Origin of the sequence: Candidatus Palauibacter polyketidifaciens, from assembly GCF_947581785.1 — a bacterium.
In the GTDB taxonomy this organism is placed as follows: domain Bacteria; phylum Gemmatimonadota; class Gemmatimonadetes; order Palauibacterales; family Palauibacteraceae; genus Palauibacter; species Palauibacter polyketidifaciens.
In genome coordinates this window covers 1-23,033 of record NZ_CANPVO010000025.1, presented here as the reverse complement: position 1 = coordinate 23,033, position 23,033 = coordinate 1, and the positions used below count along the sequence as shown (strand labels likewise).

17 protein-coding genes are annotated in these 23,033 nt (G+C 67.3%); 10 read left to right on the top strand and 7 right to left on the bottom strand.

Translation table 11 applies throughout. The features are described 5' to 3' along the window. Positions 1 to 6: 6 nt before the first annotated feature. Genes RN729_RS07845 through bla form a run of 3 tightly spaced genes read right to left on the bottom strand, consistent with a single transcriptional unit; the run spans position 7 to position 4,113 of the window. Entirely contained in the window at positions 7 to 1,281 is a 1,275-nt protein-coding gene (locus RN729_RS07845) for an FAD-binding oxidoreductase (RefSeq protein WP_310783410.1), read from the bottom strand. 25 nt (positions 1,282 to 1,306) lie between these two features. Next, the gene (locus RN729_RS07840; protein WP_310783408.1) at positions 1,307 to 2,614 is read right to left on the bottom strand and encodes an FAD-dependent oxidoreductase; all 1,308 of its coding nucleotides are present in this window, start codon (positions 2,612 to 2,614) and stop codon (positions 1,307 to 1,309) included. A gap of 8 nt (positions 2,615 to 2,622) precedes the next feature. After that, complete coding sequence (bla, locus tag RN729_RS07835; RefSeq protein ID WP_310783406.1) at positions 2,623 to 4,113, bottom strand: class A beta-lactamase; 1,491 nt, start codon at positions 4,111 to 4,113, stop codon at positions 2,623 to 2,625. A gap of 149 nt (positions 4,114 to 4,262) precedes the next feature. On the opposite strand from bla, the gene RN729_RS07830 reads away from it, so the two are divergent. Then, positions 4,263 to 5,546, top strand: a complete 1,284-nt coding sequence (locus tag RN729_RS07830) for an ArgE/DapE family deacylase (protein WP_310783404.1) — start codon at positions 4,263 to 4,265, stop codon at positions 5,544 to 5,546. On the opposite strand, the gene RN729_RS07825 is transcribed toward RN729_RS07830, so the two are convergent. After that, complete coding sequence (locus RN729_RS07825) at positions 5,543 to 5,962, bottom strand: type II toxin-antitoxin system VapC family toxin (RefSeq protein WP_310783402.1); 420 nt, start codon at positions 5,960 to 5,962, stop codon at positions 5,543 to 5,545. The genes RN729_RS07830 and RN729_RS07825 overlap by 4 nt on opposite strands. Continuing rightward, positions 5,962 to 6,216: a type II toxin-antitoxin system prevent-host-death family antitoxin gene (locus RN729_RS07820; RefSeq protein ID WP_310783400.1), complete on the bottom strand. Its 255-nt coding sequence runs from the start codon at positions 6,214 to 6,216 to the stop codon at positions 5,962 to 5,964. The genes RN729_RS07825 and RN729_RS07820 overlap by 1 nt, the downstream gene beginning before the upstream one ends. A gap of 194 nt (positions 6,217 to 6,410) precedes the next feature. Between RN729_RS07820 and RN729_RS07815 the strand changes: the two genes are divergently transcribed. From RN729_RS07815 to RN729_RS07780, 8 genes are all read left to right on the top strand, one after another. Further along, complete coding sequence (locus RN729_RS07815; RefSeq protein ID WP_310783398.1) at positions 6,411 to 7,991, top strand: amidase family protein; 1,581 nt, start codon at positions 6,411 to 6,413, stop codon at positions 7,989 to 7,991. A 63-nt stretch (positions 7,992 to 8,054) separates the two neighbouring features. Then, positions 8,055 to 8,336 carry a hypothetical protein gene (locus tag RN729_RS07810; protein ID WP_310783396.1) on the top strand — a complete coding sequence of 94 codons (282 nt, stop codon included), beginning with the start codon at positions 8,055 to 8,057 and terminating at the stop codon, positions 8,334 to 8,336. Beyond that, a complete protein-coding gene (locus tag RN729_RS07805; RefSeq protein WP_310783394.1) occupies positions 8,228 to 8,734 on the top strand; it encodes a type II toxin-antitoxin system VapC family toxin in 507 nt (168 codons plus the stop codon). Before RN729_RS07810 ends, RN729_RS07805 begins: the two co-directional genes overlap by 109 nt. 171 nt (positions 8,735 to 8,905) lie before the next feature. Beyond that, entirely contained in the window at positions 8,906 to 12,238 is a 3,333-nt protein-coding gene (locus tag RN729_RS07800) for a hypothetical protein (protein WP_310783392.1), read from the top strand. 126 nt (positions 12,239 to 12,364) lie between these two features. Further along, positions 12,365 to 14,032 carry an Eco57I restriction-modification methylase domain-containing protein gene (locus RN729_RS07795; protein ID WP_310783390.1) on the top strand — a complete coding sequence of 556 codons (1,668 nt, stop codon included), beginning with the start codon at positions 12,365 to 12,367 and terminating at the stop codon, positions 14,030 to 14,032. Then, on the top strand, positions 14,019 to 14,957 hold the full coding sequence (locus RN729_RS07790; protein WP_310783388.1) for a BsuBI/PstI family type II restriction endonuclease: 939 nt from the start codon (positions 14,019 to 14,021) through the stop codon (positions 14,955 to 14,957). The genes RN729_RS07795 and RN729_RS07790 overlap by 14 nt, the downstream gene beginning before the upstream one ends. A 1,065-nt stretch (positions 14,958 to 16,022) precedes the next feature. Next, on the top strand, positions 16,023 to 16,391 hold the full coding sequence (locus RN729_RS07785; RefSeq protein ID WP_310783386.1) for a helix-turn-helix transcriptional regulator: 369 nt from the start codon (positions 16,023 to 16,025) through the stop codon (positions 16,389 to 16,391). Further along, entirely contained in the window at positions 16,388 to 17,173 is a 786-nt protein-coding gene (locus RN729_RS07780; RefSeq protein ID WP_310783384.1) for an ImmA/IrrE family metallo-endopeptidase, read from the top strand. Before RN729_RS07785 ends, RN729_RS07780 begins: the two co-directional genes overlap by 4 nt. 74 nt (positions 17,174 to 17,247) lie before the next feature. On the opposite strand, the gene ggt is transcribed toward RN729_RS07780, so the two are convergent. Together ggt and RN729_RS07770 are read right to left on the bottom strand one after the other, a co-directional pair. Next, complete coding sequence (gene ggt / locus RN729_RS07775) at positions 17,248 to 18,960, bottom strand: gamma-glutamyltransferase (protein ID WP_310783382.1); 1,713 nt, start codon at positions 18,958 to 18,960, stop codon at positions 17,248 to 17,250. Between the two features lie 56 nt (positions 18,961 to 19,016). Next, the gene (locus tag RN729_RS07770) at positions 19,017 to 19,877 is read right to left on the bottom strand and encodes a hypothetical protein (protein WP_310783380.1); all 861 of its coding nucleotides are present in this window, start codon (positions 19,875 to 19,877) and stop codon (positions 19,017 to 19,019) included. Between the two features lie 169 nt (positions 19,878 to 20,046). Between RN729_RS07770 and RN729_RS07765 the strand changes: the two genes are divergently transcribed. Next, the gene (locus RN729_RS07765) at positions 20,047 to 22,896 is read left to right on the top strand and encodes a hypothetical protein (protein ID WP_310783378.1); all 2,850 of its coding nucleotides are present in this window, start codon (positions 20,047 to 20,049) and stop codon (positions 22,894 to 22,896) included. Positions 22,897 to 23,033: the final 137 nt, after the last annotated feature.

The window sequence follows — 23,033 nt, the reverse complement described above, 5'->3', positions numbered from 1 at the left end:
CCACGGTCAGTCCCACTGGCCGTACTTCATCGTCGTCGCCGTCTCCCCCATGTACCGGTTCTCGAGGAAGCGGCGGAGCGCGAACGGCTTCAGGATCTCCGGCGCCTCCTCCCGCGCCATGAACTCGGCCATGTACTTCCCCGCCACGGGCCCGGACTTGAAGCCGAAGTACCCCCAGCCCACGTCCAGATAGAGCCCCTCGTGCGCGAAGTTGCCGTCGAGGATCGGCGCCATGTCCGGCGTCATGTCGGCCAGCCCCGCCCAGACCCTCAGAAACCGCACGCCCTTCAGGCACGGCATGAAGTCCGTCAGCGCTTCGGCCTGGTGCTTGAAGTAGCCCGCGGTGACGTCCGTCGTGTAGTTCACCTGCGGGTCCATGTGCGCGCCCGTCGCGATCTCCCCCTTAAGCGTCTGGTTCGCGTAGACGTGGTAGGCGCCCGAACTCACGACGTGGTGGAGGAACGGCTTGAGCGGCTGCGTCACCATCGCCTGGATCGTGAGCGGGTTCACCGGCAGCTCGATGTCGAGCATCGCCGCGATCGCCGGCCCGTATCCCCCCGCCATGATCCCCAGCTTCCGGCACCCGATCGGCCCTGCGCTCGTCCGCACGCCCGTTACCCGCCCGCTCTCCGTGTCGATCCCCTGAACCTCGACGCCCTGGTGGATCGAGGCCCCGTGCAGGCTGGCGCCCCGGGCGAGTCCCCACACCACCGCGTCGTGGCGCACCACGCCGCCCGGCGGGTGGTACATGCCCGCCTGGATCGGGTGCGCGGGCCGGTCCGACACGTCCAGCGCCGGGACCAGTTCCTTGCACTGTTGCGGGTCCACCAGTTCCGAGCGCACGCCGCAGAAGTTCGCCGTATTGACGGAGAGCCGGAACGCGGCGACCGCCGCCTCGCTGTGGGCGAGGTTGAGGTTGCCGCAGTTGTGGAACATGAGGTTGAAGTCGAGTTCGTCCGTGAGGATGGGCCACAGCTTCAGGCCCTCGTCGTAGAGCGGGACGTTCTCCTGCGTGCGCTGGTTCGCCCGGACGATCGCGGTGTTCCGCCCCGACCCCCCGAACCCGACGTACTCGCTCTCGAGCACCGCGATGTCCCGGACCCCGTGGTCCTTCGCGAGATACCAGGCCGTGGCGAGCCCGTGGATGCCGCCGCCGATGATCACGACATCGTAGTGGCGGCGGAGTGGCCTCTCCTCCCACAATCGGCCCGGGCGAACGACCCCCGCTCCCAGCGCGGACTTCAGCCTCCAAAGCGATCCGAAGCGCGATCCGAAGCTCACGGAATGCGAGTCGACGGGCGAGGGGTCAGCCGATGACCGAATAGGACGAATCGGGATTCATCGTCCGGAGCCGACTGAAGAACCCGATATCGCAGTCCCGTCTCGTATATTTCATATGGAACCGGACCGGATCCGCGTCATGGTCGCGCCCGCCCTCGACCTGCTCGATGAGTTCGGCCATGAGTTGGCCCGCGACGGGCGCGTTCTTGAACTGGTTCCCGGACGTCCCCACCGCCATGTAGAAGCCGGGGAGGTCCGATTTGTCATAGATGGGGATCCAGTCGTCCGACACGTCATAGAGGTCGACGAGTCCCTGCCGCGCCTGGGGCACGGGAAGTCCCTGCACCCGCTGCGCTTCGCGCAGGACCTGCGTTTTCCACTGATAACTGAAGGTATTGTCATAGTCGTCCGGGTCCTCCACCCACTCCAGATCGTCGCAGGGCGGATCCTCGGAACCGATCAGAATATGGTTGCCGACCTCGGGCCTCGAATAGCACCCGATATCGCTGTCCGAGATCAGCATCCCGACGACGTTATAGTCGACACCCTCCGGCGCGGGGACGTGACAGACCTCCTGCTTCAGCGCGCGCGTCTTGATGTTCATCTCTTCCTCGACCCCCGCCATCCGGTTGATGACGAAGGAATGGGGACCGCCCACGTTCACCACGACGGGCGCCCGCACCTCGGACCCGTCCTTCAGGCGGACGCCCGCGACCCTCCCGCCCCCCCGGAGGATCTCAGTCACCTCCGTGTTGAAGCGGAACTCGCCTCCGTGCGCCTCGCACCCGAGTTGAATGTTGTGGCAGCAGAGTTGCGGGTCGTTGATGTAGCCGGATTCCGGGATATAGACGGCCCCGGCCACGTTCCCGCCCGTCGGCCGGCCGAACGCCGGGTCCTCCTCCGTCACGGGAGGGCCGAACTGCCGCGTGTCGAGGACGGAGAGCTTTTCGCGCATCCCCTCCGCGTCTAGGTCCTCGTACGCGACGTGGAGTTCGTCGAGACTCTCTTTCACCCGCTGCAGGTAGTGGTTCTTCTCCGTCTTCGTGACGAGGCAGCCGGTGTTGACGTAGCGGGCCAGCCCGGAAGGGTCCGGCACGCCGACGTACTTCCCCCAGTCGAGCCAGTAGAAGTACGACTCGCGCGCCATCGCCACGCCGTCGGGCGTCGAGTAATGGAGACGGATGATCGCGCAGGTGTTCGAGGTCGAGCCGTAGCCGGCGGCGGGGAGCTTATCGACGTTGAGCGTCCGGAACCCGCGCTTGGCGAGTTCGAACCCGGTGCAGACGCCGATGACGCCGGCCCCGATGACGATCGCGTCGTAGTCCCGGGACATCGCGTTCTTCACCTGCCGATGCGCTCGTACACCGCATGCGAGACGCGTTCGTTCCCGTCCGCGTCCGTGCTCCGGTACTCGTTGTCGATCCGGTTTCCGTCCTCGGAAAGGACGTTGATGATGACCTGCGTGACGCGGCCGTCCCGCCGGCTCGTGATCCGGTTCGTGTAGCGGTCGACGACTTCCACCGCCGTCTCGACCCCGTCCCGCCCCGTCACGGGCCGGAATTCTCCGTCGAACATCGTCTCGTAACTCCACTTCGCTTCGCCGCCGCGGGCGTTCGTGGACTCGACGGTGATCTTCATCCCGCCGTCCCCCCATGGGTCATAGGTCATGACGTTGAGGGCCGGGGCCGGCGCGTCGGAGCGCAACTTCCACACGCCGTAGCGGGGGTTGGCGCGGTCGGCGGACGGGTCTGCCGGGGTCCCCGGGTTGAAGAGGAAGTAGTCGTAGATCGCGCGCGAGATCTGGGCGATCGTCGCCTCCCGGGCCGGGACGGGCCGCTCCGAGTCCTTCACGAAGAGGACCGTGATCACGTGTCCCGCGTCATCCGGAAGGTAGATGTATCCGACGTCGTTCGTGGTCCCGCCGATGGTTCCCGTCTTGTGGCCGACGGGTGTGCCGGGCGGCAGCACGCCCTTGATGCGGCCGGTGCCCGTCTGGACGCGCAGCATGACGTCCTTGAAGACCTCCGTGTTCTTCGAGCCCAGCGCCTTCCCCGCCCAGGTCATCGCCAGGAGGTGAGCCATGGCGCGGGGTGTCGAGGTGTCCTGCAGGTCGGTCGAGAACGCCTCGCGGGCCGCCTCCCGCTCCGAGGCGGAGACCTCGCCCGCGCGTTCGCGGAACTCCGCCATCGAAATCCGTCCGTCCGCCGGGGTCTCGACGCCCGAGTAGTCCCCGATGAGGACGGATGTCGGACGGTTCACGCTCAGGCCGTCCACGTTCAGTTCACTCATGCGGGCATTCACGGCGTCCGGGCCGCCGGCCGCGGTGAGGGTGAGGTCCGTCGCGCTGTTGTCGGAGATGAGGAGCATGAGTTCGAGCAGGTTCCGGAGGGAGAGCGCCACCCCCGGGTCGTCGAACAGGTTCGAGATCGTGCCGCTGCCGGGATGGATGTCGCCGGGTTCGAGTTCAACCATGTCCGCGAGCGTGATCTCGCCCCGGTCGACCCGGGACAGGAGTTGGACCGCGATCGGCACCTTGTAGGTCGAGGCCATCGGGAAGCGCTCGTCCTCGTTGAACCACACCGCGCGGCCCGTCTCGATGTGGACGGCGCCCACGCCCACCGTGCCCCCGCTGCTCGGGGCCAGCCGCTCGATCTCGGCCAGAAGACGGCCAAGGCCCGGGTCCCCCTCGGGCGTGACGGACTGCGCTGCGACAGGAACGGCGGCCACGAGCCCGACCGCAAGGGTCGCTGTGGTCAGGGTCACCTTGGCCAGGGTCGTCGCCCGCCTCGTGGCGGCCCACCCGGTGAAGTAACGACGTGTCCGGACGCGCATCGATCATACTCCGTGGTTCGTTTACGCTGAGTTCCACTCCAGCCGGTACGGTAGCCGTTGCGCAGCGCCCGGACGAGGCCGCCGCGACAGGGTCGACCCGGGAAGCCGATCCGTGACATACTCCGCGTATGGGTACGGGGGAGGAGACCATGCCGGGCGACGGCGGCGCGCTGTCGTCCGAGGAACGCCGCGCGGCGGAGGCGGTGGACGCGGAACGGCTGTTCGCGCTCCTCGCCGACCTTGTCGCGATCGAAAGCGTCGCGAACCGGGAAACGCCGGCCCAGGAGCGCGTGGCCGAGGAGATGTGCGATCTCGGCGTCGAGACGGACGTGTGGGAAATCGACTTCGAGCGGCTGCGCCGGCACCCCGCGTACACGGCCGACGTGGAGCGTCGCGAAGGTCTCGGGGTCGTCGGCAGCATGGGCCGCGGCGAGGGCCGGACGCTGATCCTCAACGGCCACGTCGACGTCGTCCCCGCGGGAGAGGCCGAGCGCTGGACGCACCCACCCTTCGAACTCACGCAGCGCGGCGGGCGGCTGTTCGGGCGCGGGGTCGTGGACATGAAGGGGCAGCTGTGCGGCGCGCTGGCGGCGGCGCGGGCGCTGCGCGACGCGGGGATCGAACTGGCCGGCGCCCTCCAGGTCCAGAGCGTGATCGGCGAGGAGGACGGCGGCTCCGGCATGCTGGCCACGATCGAGCGCGGGCACACCGGGGATGGAGCGATCGTCGTCGAGCCGACCGGGTTCGTCATCGCGCCCGCGCAGGCCGGCGCGCTCAGCTTCCGCCTCACCGTCCCCGGTCTCGCCGCGCACGGGGCCATGCGGGAGGAAGGCGTGGACCCGGTCGAGAAGTTCATCCCGATCTTCCGGCGGCTCCGGGCGTTGGAGGCGGAACGGAACCGCGACGTCGCCGATCCGCTGTTCCGCGGGGAAACGCTGCCGTACGCCCTGACCATGGGACGGCTCCGGGCCGGGATCTGGCCCTCGACGGTGGCGGAGAGCCTCGTCGCGGAGGGTCGCTACGGCGTCGCGCCCGGGGAGGACCTCGCCGGGGCGCGACGCGCGCTGGAGGACGCCGTGGCCGAGGCTGCTTCCGGCGACGCATGGCTGCGCGACCACCCGCCCGCCGTCGAGTGGGTCGGGGCGCAGTTCGCGGCCGCCCGCACGGACGCGAGCGACCCCGTGGTCGGCACCCTGGCCGGTGCCGTGCGGTCGCTCGGCGGCACGGACGCCCGCATCGGGGGCGTGCGGTACGGCGCGGACATGCGGCTCCTCGTCAACCACGGCCGCGTGCCCACGGTGCTCTTCGGCCCCGGCGACGTCCGCGAGGCCCACCGTCCCGACGAGAGCGTTCGCGCCGCCGACCTCGTCGAACTGGCCCGTATCCTCGCCGTCACGGCGATCCGCTTCTGCGGCATCCGGCGGTCGCGCTAGCCTGCTCCCGCCGGAGCGGAGGGATCCAGGACCGCCACCCCGGTCGGCTCGAAGTGCCGAACATTGCGCGAGACGACCGTCAGCCCGCGCTCCAGCGCCGAGGCGGCGATCAAGAGGTCCGCGTCCTGGCGGCCCAGAGTCTGCGAGAGGCGTCCCCAGCGCCTGGCCGTGGGAAGGTCTACGGGCAGAATGCGGTCCCCGTACAGTCTGATGACGTCGTCGAGCCACCCGCCCAGCGTGTCCGCGAAGTCCGGATTGCGGCGTCGCTGTTTCTCGATCCCCCGCTCGATCTCCCCGATAGAGACCACGCTGAGGTACAGGTCGCCCGTACGCTGACTCGCCACCCACCGGACGATCGAGCGGCTGCGTTCATGTTGACGGAGCGCCGAAAGAACGTCGGTGTCGACCAGGAACATCAGAGATCGACCCGCCGAAGGGTCAAAGGCCGCCGCTCGAATTCACCGTCGTCCCGGGGAATTGCGAGCAGCACCTCCGCCAGGCTCGGTGCGGCCGCCGCCTCCTTCTTTCGGAGTCGCTCGTACTCCTCCACGGCCACCACTACGACGGCCGGCTTACCCCGTCGCGTCACGCGCTGCGGTTCTCCGGCCACGGCGGCCGCGACGACCGCGCTGAACCGGTTCTTGGCATCATGCAACGGCCACTCATTCATCGGGACTCCCTATGTCCAATACACATGTCTAGATTATTGTGTTGGACAGAATCGCGGTCAAGCACGTCGGCTGCGTTGCGGTCGGGATCGAGAAACCGGAAACGTCTTCCGGTCGGATCAGGTCTCGCTAAAGTTGAGGATACGCCCTCATATCAACGGCTGCTCATCGAATCTCCCCGAGGACAGGTGCTGCCATGTCTGCTCGAACGTCGATCGCAATCCGGTTGGCCCTCTCATTCGTCCTGGCGTTCGCCGCGGCCCCTGTCCCGCTCCACCCACAGGCCTTCGAGGTCGAGGAGGCGACGGTCGCGGAGGTCCACGCGGCTTTCCGGTCGGGCGACCTCACCTGCGAGGGGCTCGTCGCGCGCTACCTGGCCCGGATCGACGCGTACGACCAGCAGGGGCCGCGGCTCAACTCGATCGCGGTCGTCAACCCGCGGGCCCTCGAGGAAGCCCGAAGCCTCGACGCCGCCTTCGCGTCCGGCGGCCTCACGGGACCGCTGCACTGCATCCCCGTCCTCCTCAAGGACCAGGTCGAGACGAGCGACATGCCGACGACCTACGGGTCGGCCCTCTTCGCCGGCTACATGTCGGAGCGCGACGGAACCATCGTCACGCGCATGAAGGACGCCGGCGCCCTCATCATCGCGAAGACCAACATGGGCGAATTCGCCTCGCGCTACGTGGGGTCCGGGTTCGGGATCATCCGCAACGCGTACGACCCGCAGCGCAACCCGAGCGGTTCCTCCGGCGGGACCGGTTCCGGTGTGGCGGCGAACCTCGGCATGATCGGCATCGGCGAGGACACGGGCGGATCCATCCGCGGACCGGCGGCCGTCGCCTCGCTCGTCGGCCTCCGTCCCACGCTTCCCCTCGTGAGCCGCTTCGGGATGATGCCCGCCAACCCCACCACGGACACCATGGGCCCGATGACCCGCACCGTGATGGACGCGGCCATCCTCCTCGATGTCATCGCCGGTTTCGACCCGAACGATCCCGTGACGGCGTACTCCGTGGGACAGATCCCGGAATCCTACGCGGACGGACTCGACGCGGATGCGCTGGCGGGGGCCCGGATCGGCGTCATCCGCGAGCCGATGGACCGGTCCGTTGACACGTCATCGGAAGGCTTCCGGCAGGTGCGCGCCCGGATGGAGGCGGCGATAGGGACTCTCCGCGACCTCGGGGCCGAGGTGTTCGACGTCGCCATCCCCGGGATCGAAGGCGTGGCGGCCATCTTCGGCGCCAACTCCTACGAGACGGAGGAAGTGACCGACGCCTACCTCGCCGAACTCCGCGACCCGCCGTACCGCACACTCGCGTCGATCCTCCTCTCCGGCCGCGTGAATCCGTGGCGGGCCGCCGGCATGGCCGACCTCCTCGGGAAGACGACCCGCGACCCCGGCTACCTGGAATACCTCCTGGCGCGCGACCAGGTGAGGGAGGACGTCATCGCGACGATGGCCGAGCACGACCTCGACGCCTTCGTCTACGCCACCTTCGACCACCCTCCGGACCTGATCGCCGAGGATGTGGAGACGAACCCCGCCCCGGCCGACCGCTACGCCCTCGGCGACAACCGCTCGCTGAGCCCGCTCACGGCGCTCCCCGCGCTCACGGTGCCCGCCGGGTTCACGGACGACGGCCTCCCGGTGGGTCTCGAGTTCCTCGGACGCCCGTTCACGGAGGCGATGCTCCTCGGCTTCGGCTACGCCTACGAACAGGCGACGAACCACCGCCGCTCGCCGCCCGCCGCCCCGCCCCTCGGAGGTTGACTCGACCGCCATGCACCATCATGTTGTGCATGTGTCAAAAATATGCACATCCGAGAGGGGTCAATGTCGAGGATCCACTTCGTCGTTAAGGAGACCGCCAAGATCAGCTACCAGGCGGAGGCGGAGCGTGAGGGGAAGTCCCTCGGGCAATGGCTGCGCGAGGCAGCCGACGAGAAGCTGGAGGCCGCCCGTCCGCGTCTGTTCACCGTAGAGGAACTCAAGGCGTTCGCCGCCAAGTGCGACGCGATGCATCCCCCCGGCGCCAAGGAGCCGGACTGGGAGGAGACCAAGCGCCTGATCGGCGAAGGGAAGCTCAGTTCCGCGAGAAAGCTGGGCCTCCTCTGATCTTCGTCGACGCCAACGTCTTCATGTACTTCGTCGGTTCCGAAGATCCCCGCCGAGACGAGGCCCGATCCTTCTTCGAGCGGTCGAGGGAGCGGAATACCCCGCTCGTGACGTCCGCCGAGATTCTTCAGGAACTCCTGCACGTCTACGTCAGCAGGGATCAGCAACACCGACTGCGCCCGGCGTTCGATCTTGTTGAAGCCACCGTGACCGAGGTCTGGTCCGTCCACCGTGAGGACGTGCAAATGGCCTGTGACATGGTAGTCCGACATCCGGAACTCGAGGCGCGCGATCTCGTCCACCTCGCGTGCTGCATTCGCCGTCAACCCGACGACCTTATGACGTTCGACCGGGCGCTGGCCGCGGCCTGGCGTTCCCGGTCGCCCCGCAGGAACTGACGCGAACTCTCGGCAGACCGCCCCGCGTCGCACTCCCCCTCCATCCGCCGCGTCACCTCGTCGCTCGCCGTGCTCTGTCTGACCCGTATCTCCCGGGATAGCGTATCCGGCGGAATCTTCGCGGAAACCCGGCACGGGCTGCCTGCCCGCGGCAAGAAGGAGAGCAGCGAGATGAGAGACTCGACGAGACATGGTGCGTCGCCCGCGCGGCTGGCGCTCGTTTGGGGCGTCTTCATGGGAGTTCCCGGAATCTTTCCTCCGTTGACCCCGGAGGTTCGGGCGCAGGAGGTCGATCAGGAGCTGGTGGCGGAGGTGGTGGCCGGCCTGCCGTTGCGCGAGATCGGCCCCGCGTTGATGGGCGGCCGGATCGCGGACATCGCCGTGCACCCGCACCGGAGCAGCACCTGGTACATCGCGGTCGGCTCGGGCGGCGTGTGGAAGACGACGAACGCGGGCGTGACGTGGGACGCGATCTTCGAGGACGAGTCCGTGTACTCGATCGGCGATGTCGCGATCGACCCCAACAACCCGGACGTGATCTGGGTGGGGACGGGAGAGAACGTGAGCGGGCGCCACGTCGGCTGGGGGGACGGCGTCTACCGCAGCCGCAACGGCGGGGAGACGTGGGAGAACGTCGGGCTCCCCACCTCGGAGCACATCGGCAAGATCCTCGTCGACCCGCGCGACAGCGACGTCATCCTCGTGGCGGCGGAGGGGTCGCTCTGGGCCGCGGGCGGTGAGCGCGGCGTCTACAAGTCCACCGACGGCGGCGACTCCTGGCGGCTCGTGCTGGGGATCGACGAGAACACCGGCGTCACCGACATCGAGTTCGCCCCCGGCAACCCGGACATGATCTACGCGGCGGCGTACGAGCGGCGGCGGAAGATCTGGGGGCACCTCGCCGGCGGCCCCAACTCCGGCATCTACAAGTCCAGCGATGGCGGCGAGGGCTGGCGCCGGATTACGGCGGGACTCCCGGGCGGCGATGTGGGAAAGATCGGACTCGCCGTCACCCCGGCGAACCCCGAGGTCGTGTACGCGACCATCGAGGCGAACGACGACGAGCGCGGCTTCTACCGGTCCCTCGACAAGGGGGAGAGCTGGGAGCGGCGGAACTCGTACATCTCCGGGGGCACGGGTCCCCACTACTACCAGGAGATCGAAGCCTCCCCGCACGACGCGGACGTCGTGTACCAGATGGACGTCTTCATCCAGGTCACGCGGGACGGGGGCGCGACGTTCGGGAACCTCGAGACGGCGCGCGACAAGCACAGCGACAACCACGCCCTCTGGGTCGATCCCGAGGACCCGCTGCACCTGCTGGTGGGGACGGACGCCGGCCTGTACGAGAGCTTCGACGACGGCCGCACCTTCCGTCACTTCCCGAACCTGCCCATCTCGCAGTTCTACAAGCTCGCGCTCGACAACGCGGAGCCGTTCTACAACGTGCTCGGCGGGGCGCAGGATCTCGGCACGCTGTGGGGTCCCGCCCGCACGACGAACGTCGAGGGGGTCCGGAACCGGGACTGGTACGCGCCGATGGGGGCGGACGGGTACGCGGTCCAGATCGACCCGCGGGATCCGGACATCCTCTACCTGCAGACGCAGCAGGGGAACCTCTACCGCTACGACCGGAAGAGCGAGGAGGCGCTCGACATCCAGGCGCAGCCCGCGCCCGGCGACCCGCCCGAACGCTGGAACTGGGACTCGCCCGTCCTCATCAGTCCGCACGACGCCGACCGAATCTACCACGGCTCGCAGCGCGTGTGGGCGAGCGACGACCGGGGCAACTCGTGGACCGCGATCAGCGGCGACCTGACGACGAACGTGAACCGCTACGAGCTGGAGTTCATGGGGCGGGTGTGGAGCGTCGACGACCTCATCGACAACGGCGCCATGTCGAAGTACGCGACCCTCACGGGGATCTCCGAGTCGCCGGTCACGGCGGGCGTGATCTACACGGGGAGCGATGACGGCCTCATCCACGTGACGGAGGACGGCGGGGCGAACTGGCGGCTCGCGGCCCCGCTGCCCGGCGTGCCGGAACGGGCGTTCATCAACGACATCGAAGCCTCGCAGCACCTCGCCTCGACTGTGTTCGCGGTGGCGGACAACCACAAGGAGGGCGACTTCCGGCCGCTCCTCTTCCGGAGCGACGACGCGGGGCTCTCCTGGCAGTCGATCTCCGGCGACCTGCCGGACGGCACGATCCTGTGGGCGATCGAGCAGGACCACCTGAACCCGAACCTCCTCTTCCTCGGAGCCGAGTTCGGGATGTACGCGAGCGTGAACGGGGGCGAGAACTGGCACATGCTTCCGGGCCCCACGATCCCGCACCGAGATCTGGAGGTCCAGCGGCGGGACAACGACGTGGTCGGGTCGACTTTCGGCCGCGGCTTCTACGTGCTCGACGACTACACGCCGCTGCGCGAACTGGCGGGCGGCGAGAATACGGCCATGGCCGCCGCCGATGGCGGCGCGCTGTTCCCGGTGCGCGACGCGTGGTGGTACATCCCGTCCGTGCCCCTGCAGGCGCGCGGCAAGCCGACGCTCGGGACGGACGACTACACCGCGCCGAACCCGGACTTCGGCGCCGTGATCTCCTACTATCTGCCTGAGACATCGACGACGATGGCGGAGGCCCGCCGCGCCGCCGAAGGGGAGGTGCGAGCGGGCGGGGGAGATGTGGCGTTCCCCGGCTACGACGTGCTGAACCAGGAGGCGACGGAGAGCGGACCCCGGGCGCTGGTCGCGATCGCCGATGCGGACGGGCGGACCGTGCGCTGGGTCGCCGGCCCCGCGAGGGAAGGGCTGCACCGCGTGAGCTGGGATCTGCGGTCCCCGGCGCCCGATCCGATCGACCTCACGGTCCCCGGCTTCACGCCGCCGTGGGTGGGACCGCCCCAGGGGCCTCTCGTCGCCCCCGGCGAATACTCCGCGCAACTCGTCGTGGTGACGGCCGACGGCGCGCGGGAGGTCGGCCGGGCGCAGGCGTTCGAGGTGAAAGCGGTGCCCACGGCGGAGCCGGGAACGGACTTCGGGGCCGTCGTCGCCTTCCAGAACGAGGCGTCGGAGTTGAGCCGCCGCATCGCCTCGGCGGGCGAGGAGATCGGCCGCGCCCGCGATCGGCTGCGTCACATGCGGGCCGCGCTTCTCGAGGCGCCGGACGCCCCGCTGGAACTGTTCGGCGACCTCGATACGCTCGGCGCCGGCCTGCAGGACTTCTCGATCCGGCTATTCGGCGACCCGGCCCGGCAGCGCCTCAACGAGTCCACCGTGCCCTCGATCTCGAACCGCGTGGGACGGGTGATCGGCGGCCACTGGGACACGCGCCAGACGCCGACGGCGACCCACCGCCGCAACCTGGAGATCGCCGAGACGGACTTCGGCGACTGGCTCGCCGAGTTCCGGAACTTCATGGACGGCGCCTTCGCCGGCGCCGAGACCGCGCTCGAAGCCGCCGGCGCCCCCTGGACCCCCGGCCGCCCCCTCCCCGGCGGCTAAGGTCGGAACATGTCGGTTTGCCTCGCTCGACGTTCGCCGTGTACGGTGTGGAAGTTGACGGCCCGATGATCCTCGACCCGACGTTTGTCGCGGGTGAGTGGGAGGCAGGGTAGAGGCGAGGTGGGGATGACGGTTCAACAGCAGGAAAGCAGGAAACGGATCGAGGCTCGCGGCCGGGAGCCCGATGCCATGGGCATGCCGCTGCCCAGATCCGGAGAGCGGCCTGTCGCATATGCCGACCGGGTCGGCGAGTGGTACGTGTCGCGCAAGTCGACTCGGCACAGGAAAGATCACGGGCTCTACCTGACGCCCGTGCCGGTCGCCGATTTCATGGCCGCCCGGATTCCGTCGAGCGCAGAGCGCGTTCGCGTCCTGGATCCGGCCGCCGGAGCCGGAGTCCTTTGCTGCTCTGCAATCGAATCTCTTGTTTCTCGCGATCCAGTTCCGGAGCACATCGAAGTCGTCGCTTTCGAAATCGATAAGGATCTTATCGAGCCCCTACAAGCTGTCTTGACCTACTTGGTGAATTGGGTCCGACGGTCACGCGACCTCAAGGTGGATGTTCGCGTAGAGGCAGCTGACTTTGTTCTCGCCAACGCTGAGAGTCTGGGTGCGGCCAACGATCTCTTCACGACCGGCCCGCGAGACCCGGATTTCGACGTCGTGATCTCCAACCCGCCCTACTTCAAGATCGGGAAGGGCGACCCGCGCGCTCTGGCGGCTTCCTCCGTAGTTCATGGCCAGCCGAACATCTATGCGCTCTTCATGGCCGTCAGCGCGATGCTTCTTCGCGACGGCGGCAGTTTCGTATTCATCGTCCCCCGCAGCTTCGCTTCGGGGCCGTACTTCCGGCGCTTCCGGAGCGTTTTCTTCGATCAGATTCGACCGGCCGAGATTCACCTGTTCGAATCGCGCCGCGCCGCTTTCAGGCGCGATGACGTGTTGCAGGAAAGCGTGATCTTCACCGGTCTTCGCGAGCCCAACTGGCACTGTAGCGACACGGCCTTCTCCATCGCCGTTTCTGCAAGTGCCGGGGTGGACGATCTTGGCCATGCGGACCAGCGCACAGTTCCCGCCGCCGGGATTCTCGACGTCACCTCCTCGGGTCGAGTTTTGCGATTGTCGCCGGACGAGAGGGTCGACGAGATCATTACGCTCGTGGATTCATGGCCGAATACCCTTCAGAGCTTGGGCCTCAACATCTCCACAGGCCGCGTCGTCCCCTTCCGCGCGGAGTCGCTCATCCGAAAGAGCGGTGCCGTGCCCGCAACCCACGTACCCCTACTCTGGATGAACCACGTAAGGGCGATGCGGACTACTTGGCCTCTGAACCGGCATAAGCCGGAGTATATCGCGCAATCCGGGGCGGGGTCCCTGCTCCTCCCCAACCGGAACTACGTGCTCCTGCGCCGATTCAGCGCCAAGGAGGAACCGCGCAGATTGACGGCAGCCCCTTACCTTGCGGACGATCTCACAACGCCCGCCGTGGGGTTCGAGAATCACCTGAACTACATCCATCGACCCGGCGGAGCCCTGTCCGCAGACGAAACCTGGGGGTTGGCGGCTCTCTTCAATAGCGAGTTGCTCGACACTTACTTCAGGGCCATGAGCGGCAACACGCAGGTGAGTGCTACGGAGATTCGGGCCATGCCACTTCCACCACGTGAAACGATCCGGGCTCTCGGCAAGCAGGCGAGACACCTTCCGAATCGCACGAACGGCTTGGAAGAGCTCGTTACCACTCTCCTGCAGACACCGGTGGACGAAGGGGACAGGGCCCTTGCCAACGATTGAAGAGGCGCAGGAGATCCTCGAAGCTCTCGGTATGCCGCCGGCGCAGACCAACCGCATGTCCGGGCTCACGTTGCTGGCGTTGTGCGGCCTGAAACCCGATGACCCCTGGTCGGCCGCGAGCCGGACAGGATGCACCGTGACCAAGAGCATCATGAGCCATGTCAGGGAGCACTACGGTATCGAGTACGCACCCAACACCAGGGAGACCTTCCGGCGCCAGGTGCTTCATCAGTTCATGCAGGGCGGGATCGCCGATTACAACCCGTTTGAGCCCCATCTGCCGACGAATAGCCCGCGCGCGCATTACGCGATCACGAAGGCAGCGCTGACAGCTGTGCGGACGTACGGCGGGGACGAATGGCCTAGCGCGCGCACCACCTTCCTCGGCGAGCAGGGATCTCTCGCGGAGCGCTATGCGAGAGACCGGGACCGGGCGATGATTCCGGTCACGGTTGGGGATGGGACCGAACTACGACTCTCTCCGGGGAAGCATAACGAGCTACAGAAGGTGATCGTCGAGCAATTCGCGCCACGCTTCGCGCCCGGCGCTCAGCTGCTGTACATGGGCGATACGGCAAAGAAGGACCTGCTTGTCGACGACGTAGCGCTGCAACGGCTCGGCATCCCAATCAATGATCACGACAAGCTGCCGGACGTCGTGCTGTACGATGACGAGCGTAACTGGTTGTTCTTGGTGGAGGCCGTGACCTCACACGGTCCCGTGTCGCCGAAGCGCGTCGTTGAGCTCGAAGAGATGCTGACGGCTTGTCCGGCAAGCGTCGTCTACGTGAGTGCCTTTCCTGATTTCCGGGAGTTTCAGAAGCACCTCAGAAACATCTCGTGGGAGACGGAAGTCTGGGTGGCCGAGGTGCCAGATCACATGATCCACTACGATGGAGACCGGTATCTGGGACCGAGGAAATGACAAAACCAGGGTCAAGAACGGTAAGGGATTTCAGTTCACGGGTGCGTGGCGCCCTACAGTGGTCCGGCTGGCCGGCCACTTCGCCGGAGTTCCGAAAGGTATTCTGCGGCCCCCTCCCGTTCTTCCCGGAAGAGTTCATACCGAGACCAGTTACGATCCTGGGCGTAGTGGCATTCACGATATCGCGCGTGCTTCCCACACCGGCAGTACTCGTCCAACATCCCTCGCTTCATCGCGACGTTAGCGGAACAATGTTGGGGACCAGGCCACCGGTTCAGGAGTTGCAGGTGCAGGGACTTCGCTAGCCAGAGCACCGACCAGTCCACGAGATCGTGCAGCGGACTCACCCCCCAGATCCACTCCCCCTGCATGTGCGTGCAGAGGCTGGCGTCGGGGTAAACATGATAGCCTGCGGGACGCACGCCGTCCTCCCACGTAGCCCAAATGCGTACATCCGGAACATACGTGTTGGTGGTGGAGGGCAGTCGTGACGGAACTCTGTAAGGGCCGTTCAGCGGGATTTCCAGCACCAATCGGCCACGATACGGCAACGGTCGAATCACGCCGACATGGGTTGATAGATGGGCGAGGCTCGAGGAGCTGTTGCGTACTGCGGCGGTCGGATACCAGCGCTGTAACTCTTCGAGCCCCAGCGCCCTGTTCAGCCGATGCCCGAGGGTGTGTGCGGGCGAACGGGTCTTATCGGCGGACGAACCGGCGTTATCGGCGGACGATGATCGTCCGGCTTCTCGACATCCGGCTTTTTGTGGGGATCCACCGGTTCCTGCGGCTTGTCGTTTGACATGATACAACTCCTTCCCCGGAGCAGATCTTGAGACGGGTCCTCGTCCGAGTTCGATGTACCCGCCTGGCTGGATCGATACCCCGGTTTCCGGCTTGTCAGCGGCCACGCCAAACGCTCGAAGTTCACGGAGGTCCATATCTCGCCCACCTCGCTCGTCCCGTCGGCGTTGCGACCGGCACCGGAGCGGTGTATTCGTAATCGTGGCACCAGCCATCGCTAAACAGGATAATACCGTATAGCGATGCATCGCAAGCAACATCGTGATAATCCGCGAAAAGGAGGAAGCCGTGGAGCTCGGTGCACGATTGCAGCAGATACGTGAGGATCAGGGGCTGTCGCAGACTCAATTCGCGGAGTTGGTCGGAACGTCCCAATCAACGATTTCGCAGATTGAGGCTGGTGAGCGTAACCCGTCGTACGACATGCTCCGCAGACTCGCGACTGCTCTGAGTGTTACCATCGGATACGTCTTGGGGGAGACGGAGATCAGCGATTTGAATCCTGAGGAAGAAGCATACTTCCGGGAATTCCGGGGCCTCTCAGAGAGTGCCCGCCGCCAGCTCAGTCAGTTCGCGCAGTTTCTCCGAACGACGCACGGCATCGATGAGGATGGAGACGAACAAGCGTGAATCCGGAAGGCCTCCGGTTCGCACAGCATTTTCGTCAAGCCCTCAAGCTCCGAGACGTACGGCAATGCGATCTGACCGAGATCGCCGCGCGGGATGGCATCGAGATCATCGATTTCGACGAACCCGACCCCGGCTGTACCGCATGCCTCATGCCAAATCCTTACGCAGACGGTGGGGCGATCTTTCTCGAGCCGGGTCAAAGCACAGGCCGCCGTCGTTTCTCGATCGCGCATGAACTCGCGCACTACCATATCCCGACGCACAAAAAAGAGCAGCGCCGCTGCAAGGAGTCGTCGCTCCAAGCAACCGAGGGTTTCGGCCGTCAACTGGAGTGGGAAGCCAATTCGTTCGCGGCTGAACTCTTGATGCCCGCCAAGCTATTCAGAGCAGATGCGCGACAACTCGACGTAAGCGTCGAGGCAGCCCATCGGTTGTCGTCCCCTGGTCACTACAACGTCTCAATCACTGCCGCCGCGCGTCGGATTGTTCAGGTCTCCAACGAAAGCTGCGCCTTGATTGCAACCCGAAACGGATACGTGGAATGGCAGGAGCGCTCAAACTTCTACTACCACATGGCTACCCGCGGGCAGAAAGTCCGCGGTGGCACATTGGCGGCGTCGGTCACGCGTGGAGAGCCGACGAATCCCCATTGTGAGCACGTGGACGCGGCGGAGTGGCTAGACGACCCGGGAGCGCGTGGAGTACGCCTCCTTGAGAGTACGCATGCCATCCCTAGTCTGGGGCAGATCCTGTCACTTCTCTGGCTGCCGGACTCTGACTAGCGGCGTGGCGCGTTACCTTCAGGGCGAGTGACGCGCAGAATAGGCCTGCTTGTCCGGGGCCTCGCCGTCGGTCGTCAGTGGCCGATGGCGAGGCCGTCCTTGCGGGGGTCTGACGCGCCGGCCCAGCCGCGGTCCAGCTTCATGACCAGCTGACCCCCGCCGAACGAGGCGCTCTCCCAGTCCACGAGTTCGTGGCCGAACGCGCCCATGCCGTCTTCGAGTCCGTCGGTCAGCCTCTCGACCGCGACGCGCAGGCCACCCATGTGGCGGAACCGCGCCGCGTCGATCGCCTGCTGCGGGTCCATCCCGAACTCGATCATGTTGAGGACGACCTGAGTGTGTCCCTGCGGCTGCATCGACCCGCCCATGACGCCGAACGCCATCAGCGGCTCCCCGTCCCGGGTCACGAACCCCGGGATGAGGGTGTGGAACGGCCGCTTGCCGGGCGCGACCTGGTTCGGGTGTCCGTCCTCGAGCGTGAAGCCGGCGCCCCGGTTCTGCAGCACGAAGCCCGTCCCCGGCACGACGACGCCCGAACCGAACGAGCCGTAGATCGAGTGGATGAACGAGACCATGTTCCCGTATCGGTCGGCGACCGAGAGGTAGATCGTCTCCGTGGCGGTTGCGAATTCACCGGGCTCGACCCGCTCGGCGGCCACGGCCGGGTTGATGAGCGCCCGCCGCGCCGCGAGGTAGTCGGGGTCCAGCAACTCCTTCGGGTCGATCTCCATGTGATCGGCATCCCCGACGTGCCGGGCCAGGTCCGCGAAGGCCACCTTCTTCGCCTCGATCAGGTGGTGGAGGTACTCGGGCGAGTTGTGCCCCATGCTCGCCAGGTCGAACGGCTCGAGCATCCCCAGCATCTGCAGGGCGGCGACTCCCTGGCCGGCCGGGGGCAGTTCCCAGACCGTCCAGCCCTTGTAGTCCATCGACAGCGGCTCGACCCAGCGCACCTCCATCGCGGCCATGTCCTCCGGCGTGAGGTAGCCGCCGAGTTCCGCCAGTCCCTCCGCTACGCGCGTGCCCAGCTCCCCGCCGTACATGGCGGCCGGGCCTTCCGCCCCGATCGTGCGCAGCGAGCGCGCGAAGTCGGGGTTCCGGAACCACTCGCCCGCTTCGGGTGCCCGCTCGCCGTCGATGAGGTAGGTCGCCGCCGCCCCCGGATCCGCCTGCAGCTTGCTCAACTGCCCCTGCCACTGCCCCGCGATGATCGGCGTGACGGGGAAGCCCTCCTCGGCCAGCGCGATGGCCGGCGCCACGATTTCGGCGAGCGGTCGGCTCCCATACTTCTCGTTGAGGGCGCCCCAGCCCGCGATCGCCCCCGGCACGGTCACCGCCCCCGGCCCCGAGCCCGGCACGCGGTCGTAGCCGTCCGCCCGGATCCGTTCCGGCGTCATGTGGGTCCCCGCGCGGCCGGTCGCGTCCAGGCCGACGAGCCGCCCCTCCTCCGCAGACCAGAAGAGCGCGAACAGGTCGCCGCCCAGCCCCGTCATGTGCGGTTCGACGAGCGAGAGCACGGACGAGGCCGCGATCGCCGCGTCGAAGGCGTTGCCGCCGTCGCGCAGCACGCCGAGCGCGACGCTCGACGCCATGGGCTGACTCGTCGCGACCATTCCGTTCGGAGCGTAGACGGTGGATCGCCCCGCCATGGACCCCGGAGCATTCATCGCGGCCTCCTGACTTGACGAGTTCCTCAGGCTCTCCGCATCCGCGGTGCCGCAGGCGGCCGCGGTCACGGGGAGGACGGCGAGGACGAGAGTCGTGGCAACGTCGCGCATGCACATCATTCGGCTGATCCCCGCAAAAGTTGACGGTGGGCCCGACCCCGGGCGCCGCACGCACACTACGGCCTCCATGCGGCCATGGCATCCCAGCGCGGGTGGCGCGAGAGGTTCACCGGCCCCGATCCGTCCGCGCGCATCGCGTAGATCTCGGAGTTCCCGTCGCGCTTCGTCGAGAAGAGGATGAACTTGCCGTCCGGCGACCAGCGCGGCAGTTCATCCACTCCGGCCCGGCCTGAGAGGTTGGTCTGGCCGCTCCCATCGGCCCGCATCACGTAGATCTCCGCGTCGCCGATGTCCCGGTAGGACGTAAACGCGATCCGCGATCCATCCGGCGACCAGGACGGGGAACGCGCGCCGCCCTCGGCGGGAAGTCGCGTGAGCCCCGTCCCATCGGCCCGCATCGTCCACAGCGAGAACCGCCGGTTCCCGTCGCGGTCCGAGGCAAAGACGATCCGGGCGCCGTCGGGCGACCAGTCCGGGTCCACGTCGAAGGACGATGGGCTCCGCGTGAGGTTGACCGGATTCGATCCATCCACTTCGATCACCCAGATGTCCGGATCCCCCGTGCGCTCGGAGACGAAGACCACGCGCCTCCCGTCCGGGGACAGGCGCCCGGACCGGTCGTACGCCGTGTCCCGCGTCACCGGCCTCCAGTCCGAGCCGTCCGCGTCCATGAGGAAAATGTCGGGGTTCCCGTCGAGCCAGCTCGTGAACACGATCCGCGAGCCGTCCGGCGCCCAGCTGGGCTCGAGGCTCGTCTCCCCTTCCGGCGTGAGGGGCCGCTGTCCCGTCCCGTCCGCGTTCGCCACCCAGATGCGCATGAATCTCTCGCGGATCGAGGTGAAGACGATCTCGCCCGCCGCGGGCGGTTCGGGACCCGTGGCGTCGCCGCACCCGAGCGTCATCAGCACTGCCAGCATCGTTGCCAGCGTCGCGTGAGGCCTACGGCCGGGCCCTCTCCAGGCGTACATGACGTTCGTCCGTCCTCCGGGTCTCGGGAGATTCCGCACGGCCCGATCCCTCGTTGCGTCGTGTCCGAACGCGGACGAGCTTGCGCCGCCGTGATTGGGACCGGCCAGGGAGTCAAAGATGAGACAACTCGAACGCTCGCACCAAGCCCTCGTGGGCGCAGTCGTCGCGGCGGCGCTCGCGGCGGCCTGCGGCGAATCGCCGCGTGGGTCGGTCGACACCGACGGGCTTTTCCGGGTCGGCGCGACGATCGACGTGGGGGCGGGTCCGCACGGAATCCGGTTCAGCCCGGACGGCGACACCGCCTGGGTCGCCTTAAGCGGCGAAGGCGGGATCGCGGTCGTGGACCTCTCCGAGTCCGCCGTCGTGGCGCGGTGGGAGGCCGGGGACACGCCGCTCGACCTCATCCGCGTCGAAGGCGGCTGGCTCGTGAGCCAGTTCCGGGACTCGACGCTCATACGGCTCGACGACGAGGGCCGGATCGTCACTGGCGCCGTGTGGGGCGTCGGGGCGGGTCCGTCGCTGTTCACGCCCGGGACGGTGCGCGGAGAGACCTGGATCACGACCGAGTTCTCCGACCGGCTGTGGACGGTGGACACCCGCGAGGGCGCGCCGCGGGGGTTCCATGCCACCGGCGATCGCCCATATCCCGCGGATGTGATGTGGGACGGATCCCACGCCTTCGTCCCCAACCTCGACGCGGGATCGGTCAGCGTCATCGACCTCCTGAACGGTGAGCTGGACGCCACGGTCGAGGTGTGTCCCGGCCCGCCGGGGGGCGCGCTCACGCCCGACCAGGTCACGTACATTGTCGCCTGTGGCGGATCCGACGAGGTCGCCTTCATCAACACCGCGTCCTTCGCGGTCACGGGCCGCGTCTCGGAGGGCATCGGCCCCCGGCCGTTCTCGGCCGTGGTGCCGGGAGACGGTCGGTACGCGCTGGTCAACAACGCGGGCGGGAGCACCGTCTCCGTCGTCGACCTCGAATCCCGGGCCGTCGTGCAGCGGCTGGAGGTCGGCGAGCAACCCATCGTCCTCCGCGTGCACCCGGACGGCGAGCGCGTGTTCGTGGCGAACGAGATCTCGGGGACGCTCGTTGAACTGGTGCCGGCCGCGCCGGCGTCGCCTGCTCCCTCCGGGGGCGCGGCGACGCTGAACGAGGTCGTCGTGCTCGGGGTGATCCACTCGGGTCACGAGACCAGCGAGATGTTCAGTCTGGAAGTCGTGAGAGACCTGGTGCGTGAGATCGATCCGGACTACTGGCTGACGGAGATCCCGCCCAACCGCTGGGACCGGGCATGGGCCGAGTTCGAAGCCACGGGGATGGTGGAGGAGCCGCGGGTCCGCCGCTTCCCCGAGTACATGGACGGACTCTTCCCCCTCTCCCGCGAACTGGAGTTCGACGTCATCCCCACGGCGGGCTGGACCGAACCGATGTCGGACTTCCGGGCCGCGTATCTCGACGCCTACTCGCGGGACCCCGACCGGGCCGAAGGATGGGCCGAATACCGGGCGGCCGCGGAGGCGTCATCCGAAGCGCTCGCCGCGGGCGCGGCGGACGACCCGCGCTGGATCCACACCGACGCCTACGACGAAGCCTACGACATCCGCATGCGGACGTATGCCCGCCTGTTCGACGCGGAACTGGGTCCCGGGGGGTGGGATGCGATCAACGCCTCGCACTTGGCGTACATCGAGGACGGGCTGGACCGTCACCGGGGGGAAGGAGTCCGCTTCCTCCTCACCTACGGAGCGGGCCACAAGGGGCCGTTCCTCCGCGAACTCCGGAAGCGCGACGACATCGTGCTTCTGGACGTGGGACCGTTCCTCGACCGGATAGCCGCCCCAACGCGGCAGCGCGCCCCGCGTCGTCCCTCGACCGACCCGGTCTTCGATTCGTCGGAGCACAGGGATCTTTCCGAGCGGCTGCTGGACGTCCGCGGCGGCTTCTTCACGCCGGACGGCGGTCTCGTTGTGTTGGACCGCACCGAGATCTACATCGTCGACATGGCCTCCGGGGAGCATCGAGTGGTGGGGCGCGAGGGAGGGGGGCCGGAGGAATTCGGCTTTATAGGGGGGGCGGTTCGCACGTCGGAGGGTGTCATCGTTAGCGACTTCCTCAGGGGTCGTATCGTGTCGATTGGCCACGATGGTGGTTTCGGCCACTCACAAAGCTACCTGGATGCTCCGCTCAACAGCCTTCAACCGCGGCTGGTAGCCCGTCGTCCAGACGGCAGCACGGTCTTACGCGACAGAGACGGCGGTGCGATGGTGCGGAAATCCAAAGGTCGATACTGGCGGCAAGCTCGGTATGTGGCGGTGGATGCCGACGGCGGAGTTCGGGTGGTCGCGGAGACGCAAGGCAACGAACGGCACTCCGACACGAGACACGACCGTCCCGTGTTGTTTGGGCACCGGACATTGGAGGCGGCGAGCTCAGACCGTCTCGTCGTTGCCGAAACTGACCAGGGATCCATCTCGGTACTCGACTGGAGCGGCGCGCCGGTCGCCAGTATTCCCATGCCCGCCGGCGTCAGGCTGTCCGCAGGCCAAGTGCGGATGGGGCGAGAGTCCGAGGCGTCGCAGCGGCAGAAGCAAGGGGGATGGCTCATTGAGGCCGCGGAGGACGGCAGGTTCCCGTTCCCGCCGTCGGACGTAAAGGAGCGACTCCTCTCCCTTGTGCCGGACTGGCCGGCAAACGAAGTGGCGCCCCCGATCGATGCGATGCTGACGGACTTCGATTCGAGACTCTGGGTGAGAGATTATCGGCTTCCCGGCCAGGATAGCGTAACGTGGCGAGTGTGGGACATCGACCGGGAGCGGCTGCTGTTCACGGTGAGCATGGATGGTGAGGACCGGTTGCTCGACGCGCGAGGCGACACAGTCCTGCTGCGCCGATTGGATGCATTCGACGCTCACCAGGTTGTGGTTGCTCCGCTTCGCCCCGAGCAGGCCAAAGGGGGGACTTAGCAGCCCGTGGCAAAAGCCCTGCTGCGTTCGAGCGGCGATACATCTCGCCTGAATCGCTACGCTCTGCGTCGCTCCTCGGTCAAATAGCGCTGCAAGTCGGACGCTTGGAATCCCATGATGTCCGAAGTCGTCTGTCG

Excerpts from the sequence above, each read along its gene's own strand:
- RN729_RS07840 (WP_310783408.1), bottom strand. The coding sequence starts at position 2,614 with ATGTCCCGGGACTACGACGCGATCGTCATCGGGGCCGGCGTCATCGGC.
- bla (WP_310783406.1), bottom strand. The coding sequence starts at position 4,113 with ATGCGCGTCCGGACACGTCGTTACTTCACCGGGTGGGCCGCCACGAGG.
- RN729_RS07830 (WP_310783404.1), top strand. The coding sequence starts at position 4,263 with ATGCCGGGCGACGGCGGCGCGCTGTCGTCCGAGGAACGCCGCGCGGCG.
- RN729_RS07825 (WP_310783402.1), bottom strand. The coding sequence starts at position 5,962 with ATGTTCCTGGTCGACACCGACGTTCTTTCGGCGCTCCGTCAACATGAA.
- RN729_RS07820 (WP_310783400.1), bottom strand. The coding sequence starts at position 6,216 with ATGAATGAGTGGCCGTTGCATGATGCCAAGAACCGGTTCAGCGCGGTC.
- RN729_RS07815 (WP_310783398.1), top strand. The coding sequence starts at position 6,411 with ATGTCTGCTCGAACGTCGATCGCAATCCGGTTGGCCCTCTCATTCGTC.
- RN729_RS07810 (WP_310783396.1), top strand. The coding sequence starts at position 8,055 with ATGTCGAGGATCCACTTCGTCGTTAAGGAGACCGCCAAGATCAGCTAC.
- RN729_RS07800 (WP_310783392.1), top strand. The coding sequence starts at position 8,906 with ATGAGAGACTCGACGAGACATGGTGCGTCGCCCGCGCGGCTGGCGCTC.
- RN729_RS07795 (WP_310783390.1), top strand. The coding sequence starts at position 12,365 with ATGACGGTTCAACAGCAGGAAAGCAGGAAACGGATCGAGGCTCGCGGC.
- ggt (WP_310783382.1), bottom strand. The coding sequence starts at position 18,960 with ATGATGTGCATGCGCGACGTTGCCACGACTCTCGTCCTCGCCGTCCTC.
- RN729_RS07770 (WP_310783380.1), bottom strand. The coding sequence starts at position 19,877 with ATGCTGGCAGTGCTGATGACGCTCGGGTGCGGCGACGCCACGGGTCCC.
- RN729_RS07765 (WP_310783378.1), top strand. The coding sequence starts at position 20,047 with ATGAGACAACTCGAACGCTCGCACCAAGCCCTCGTGGGCGCAGTCGTC.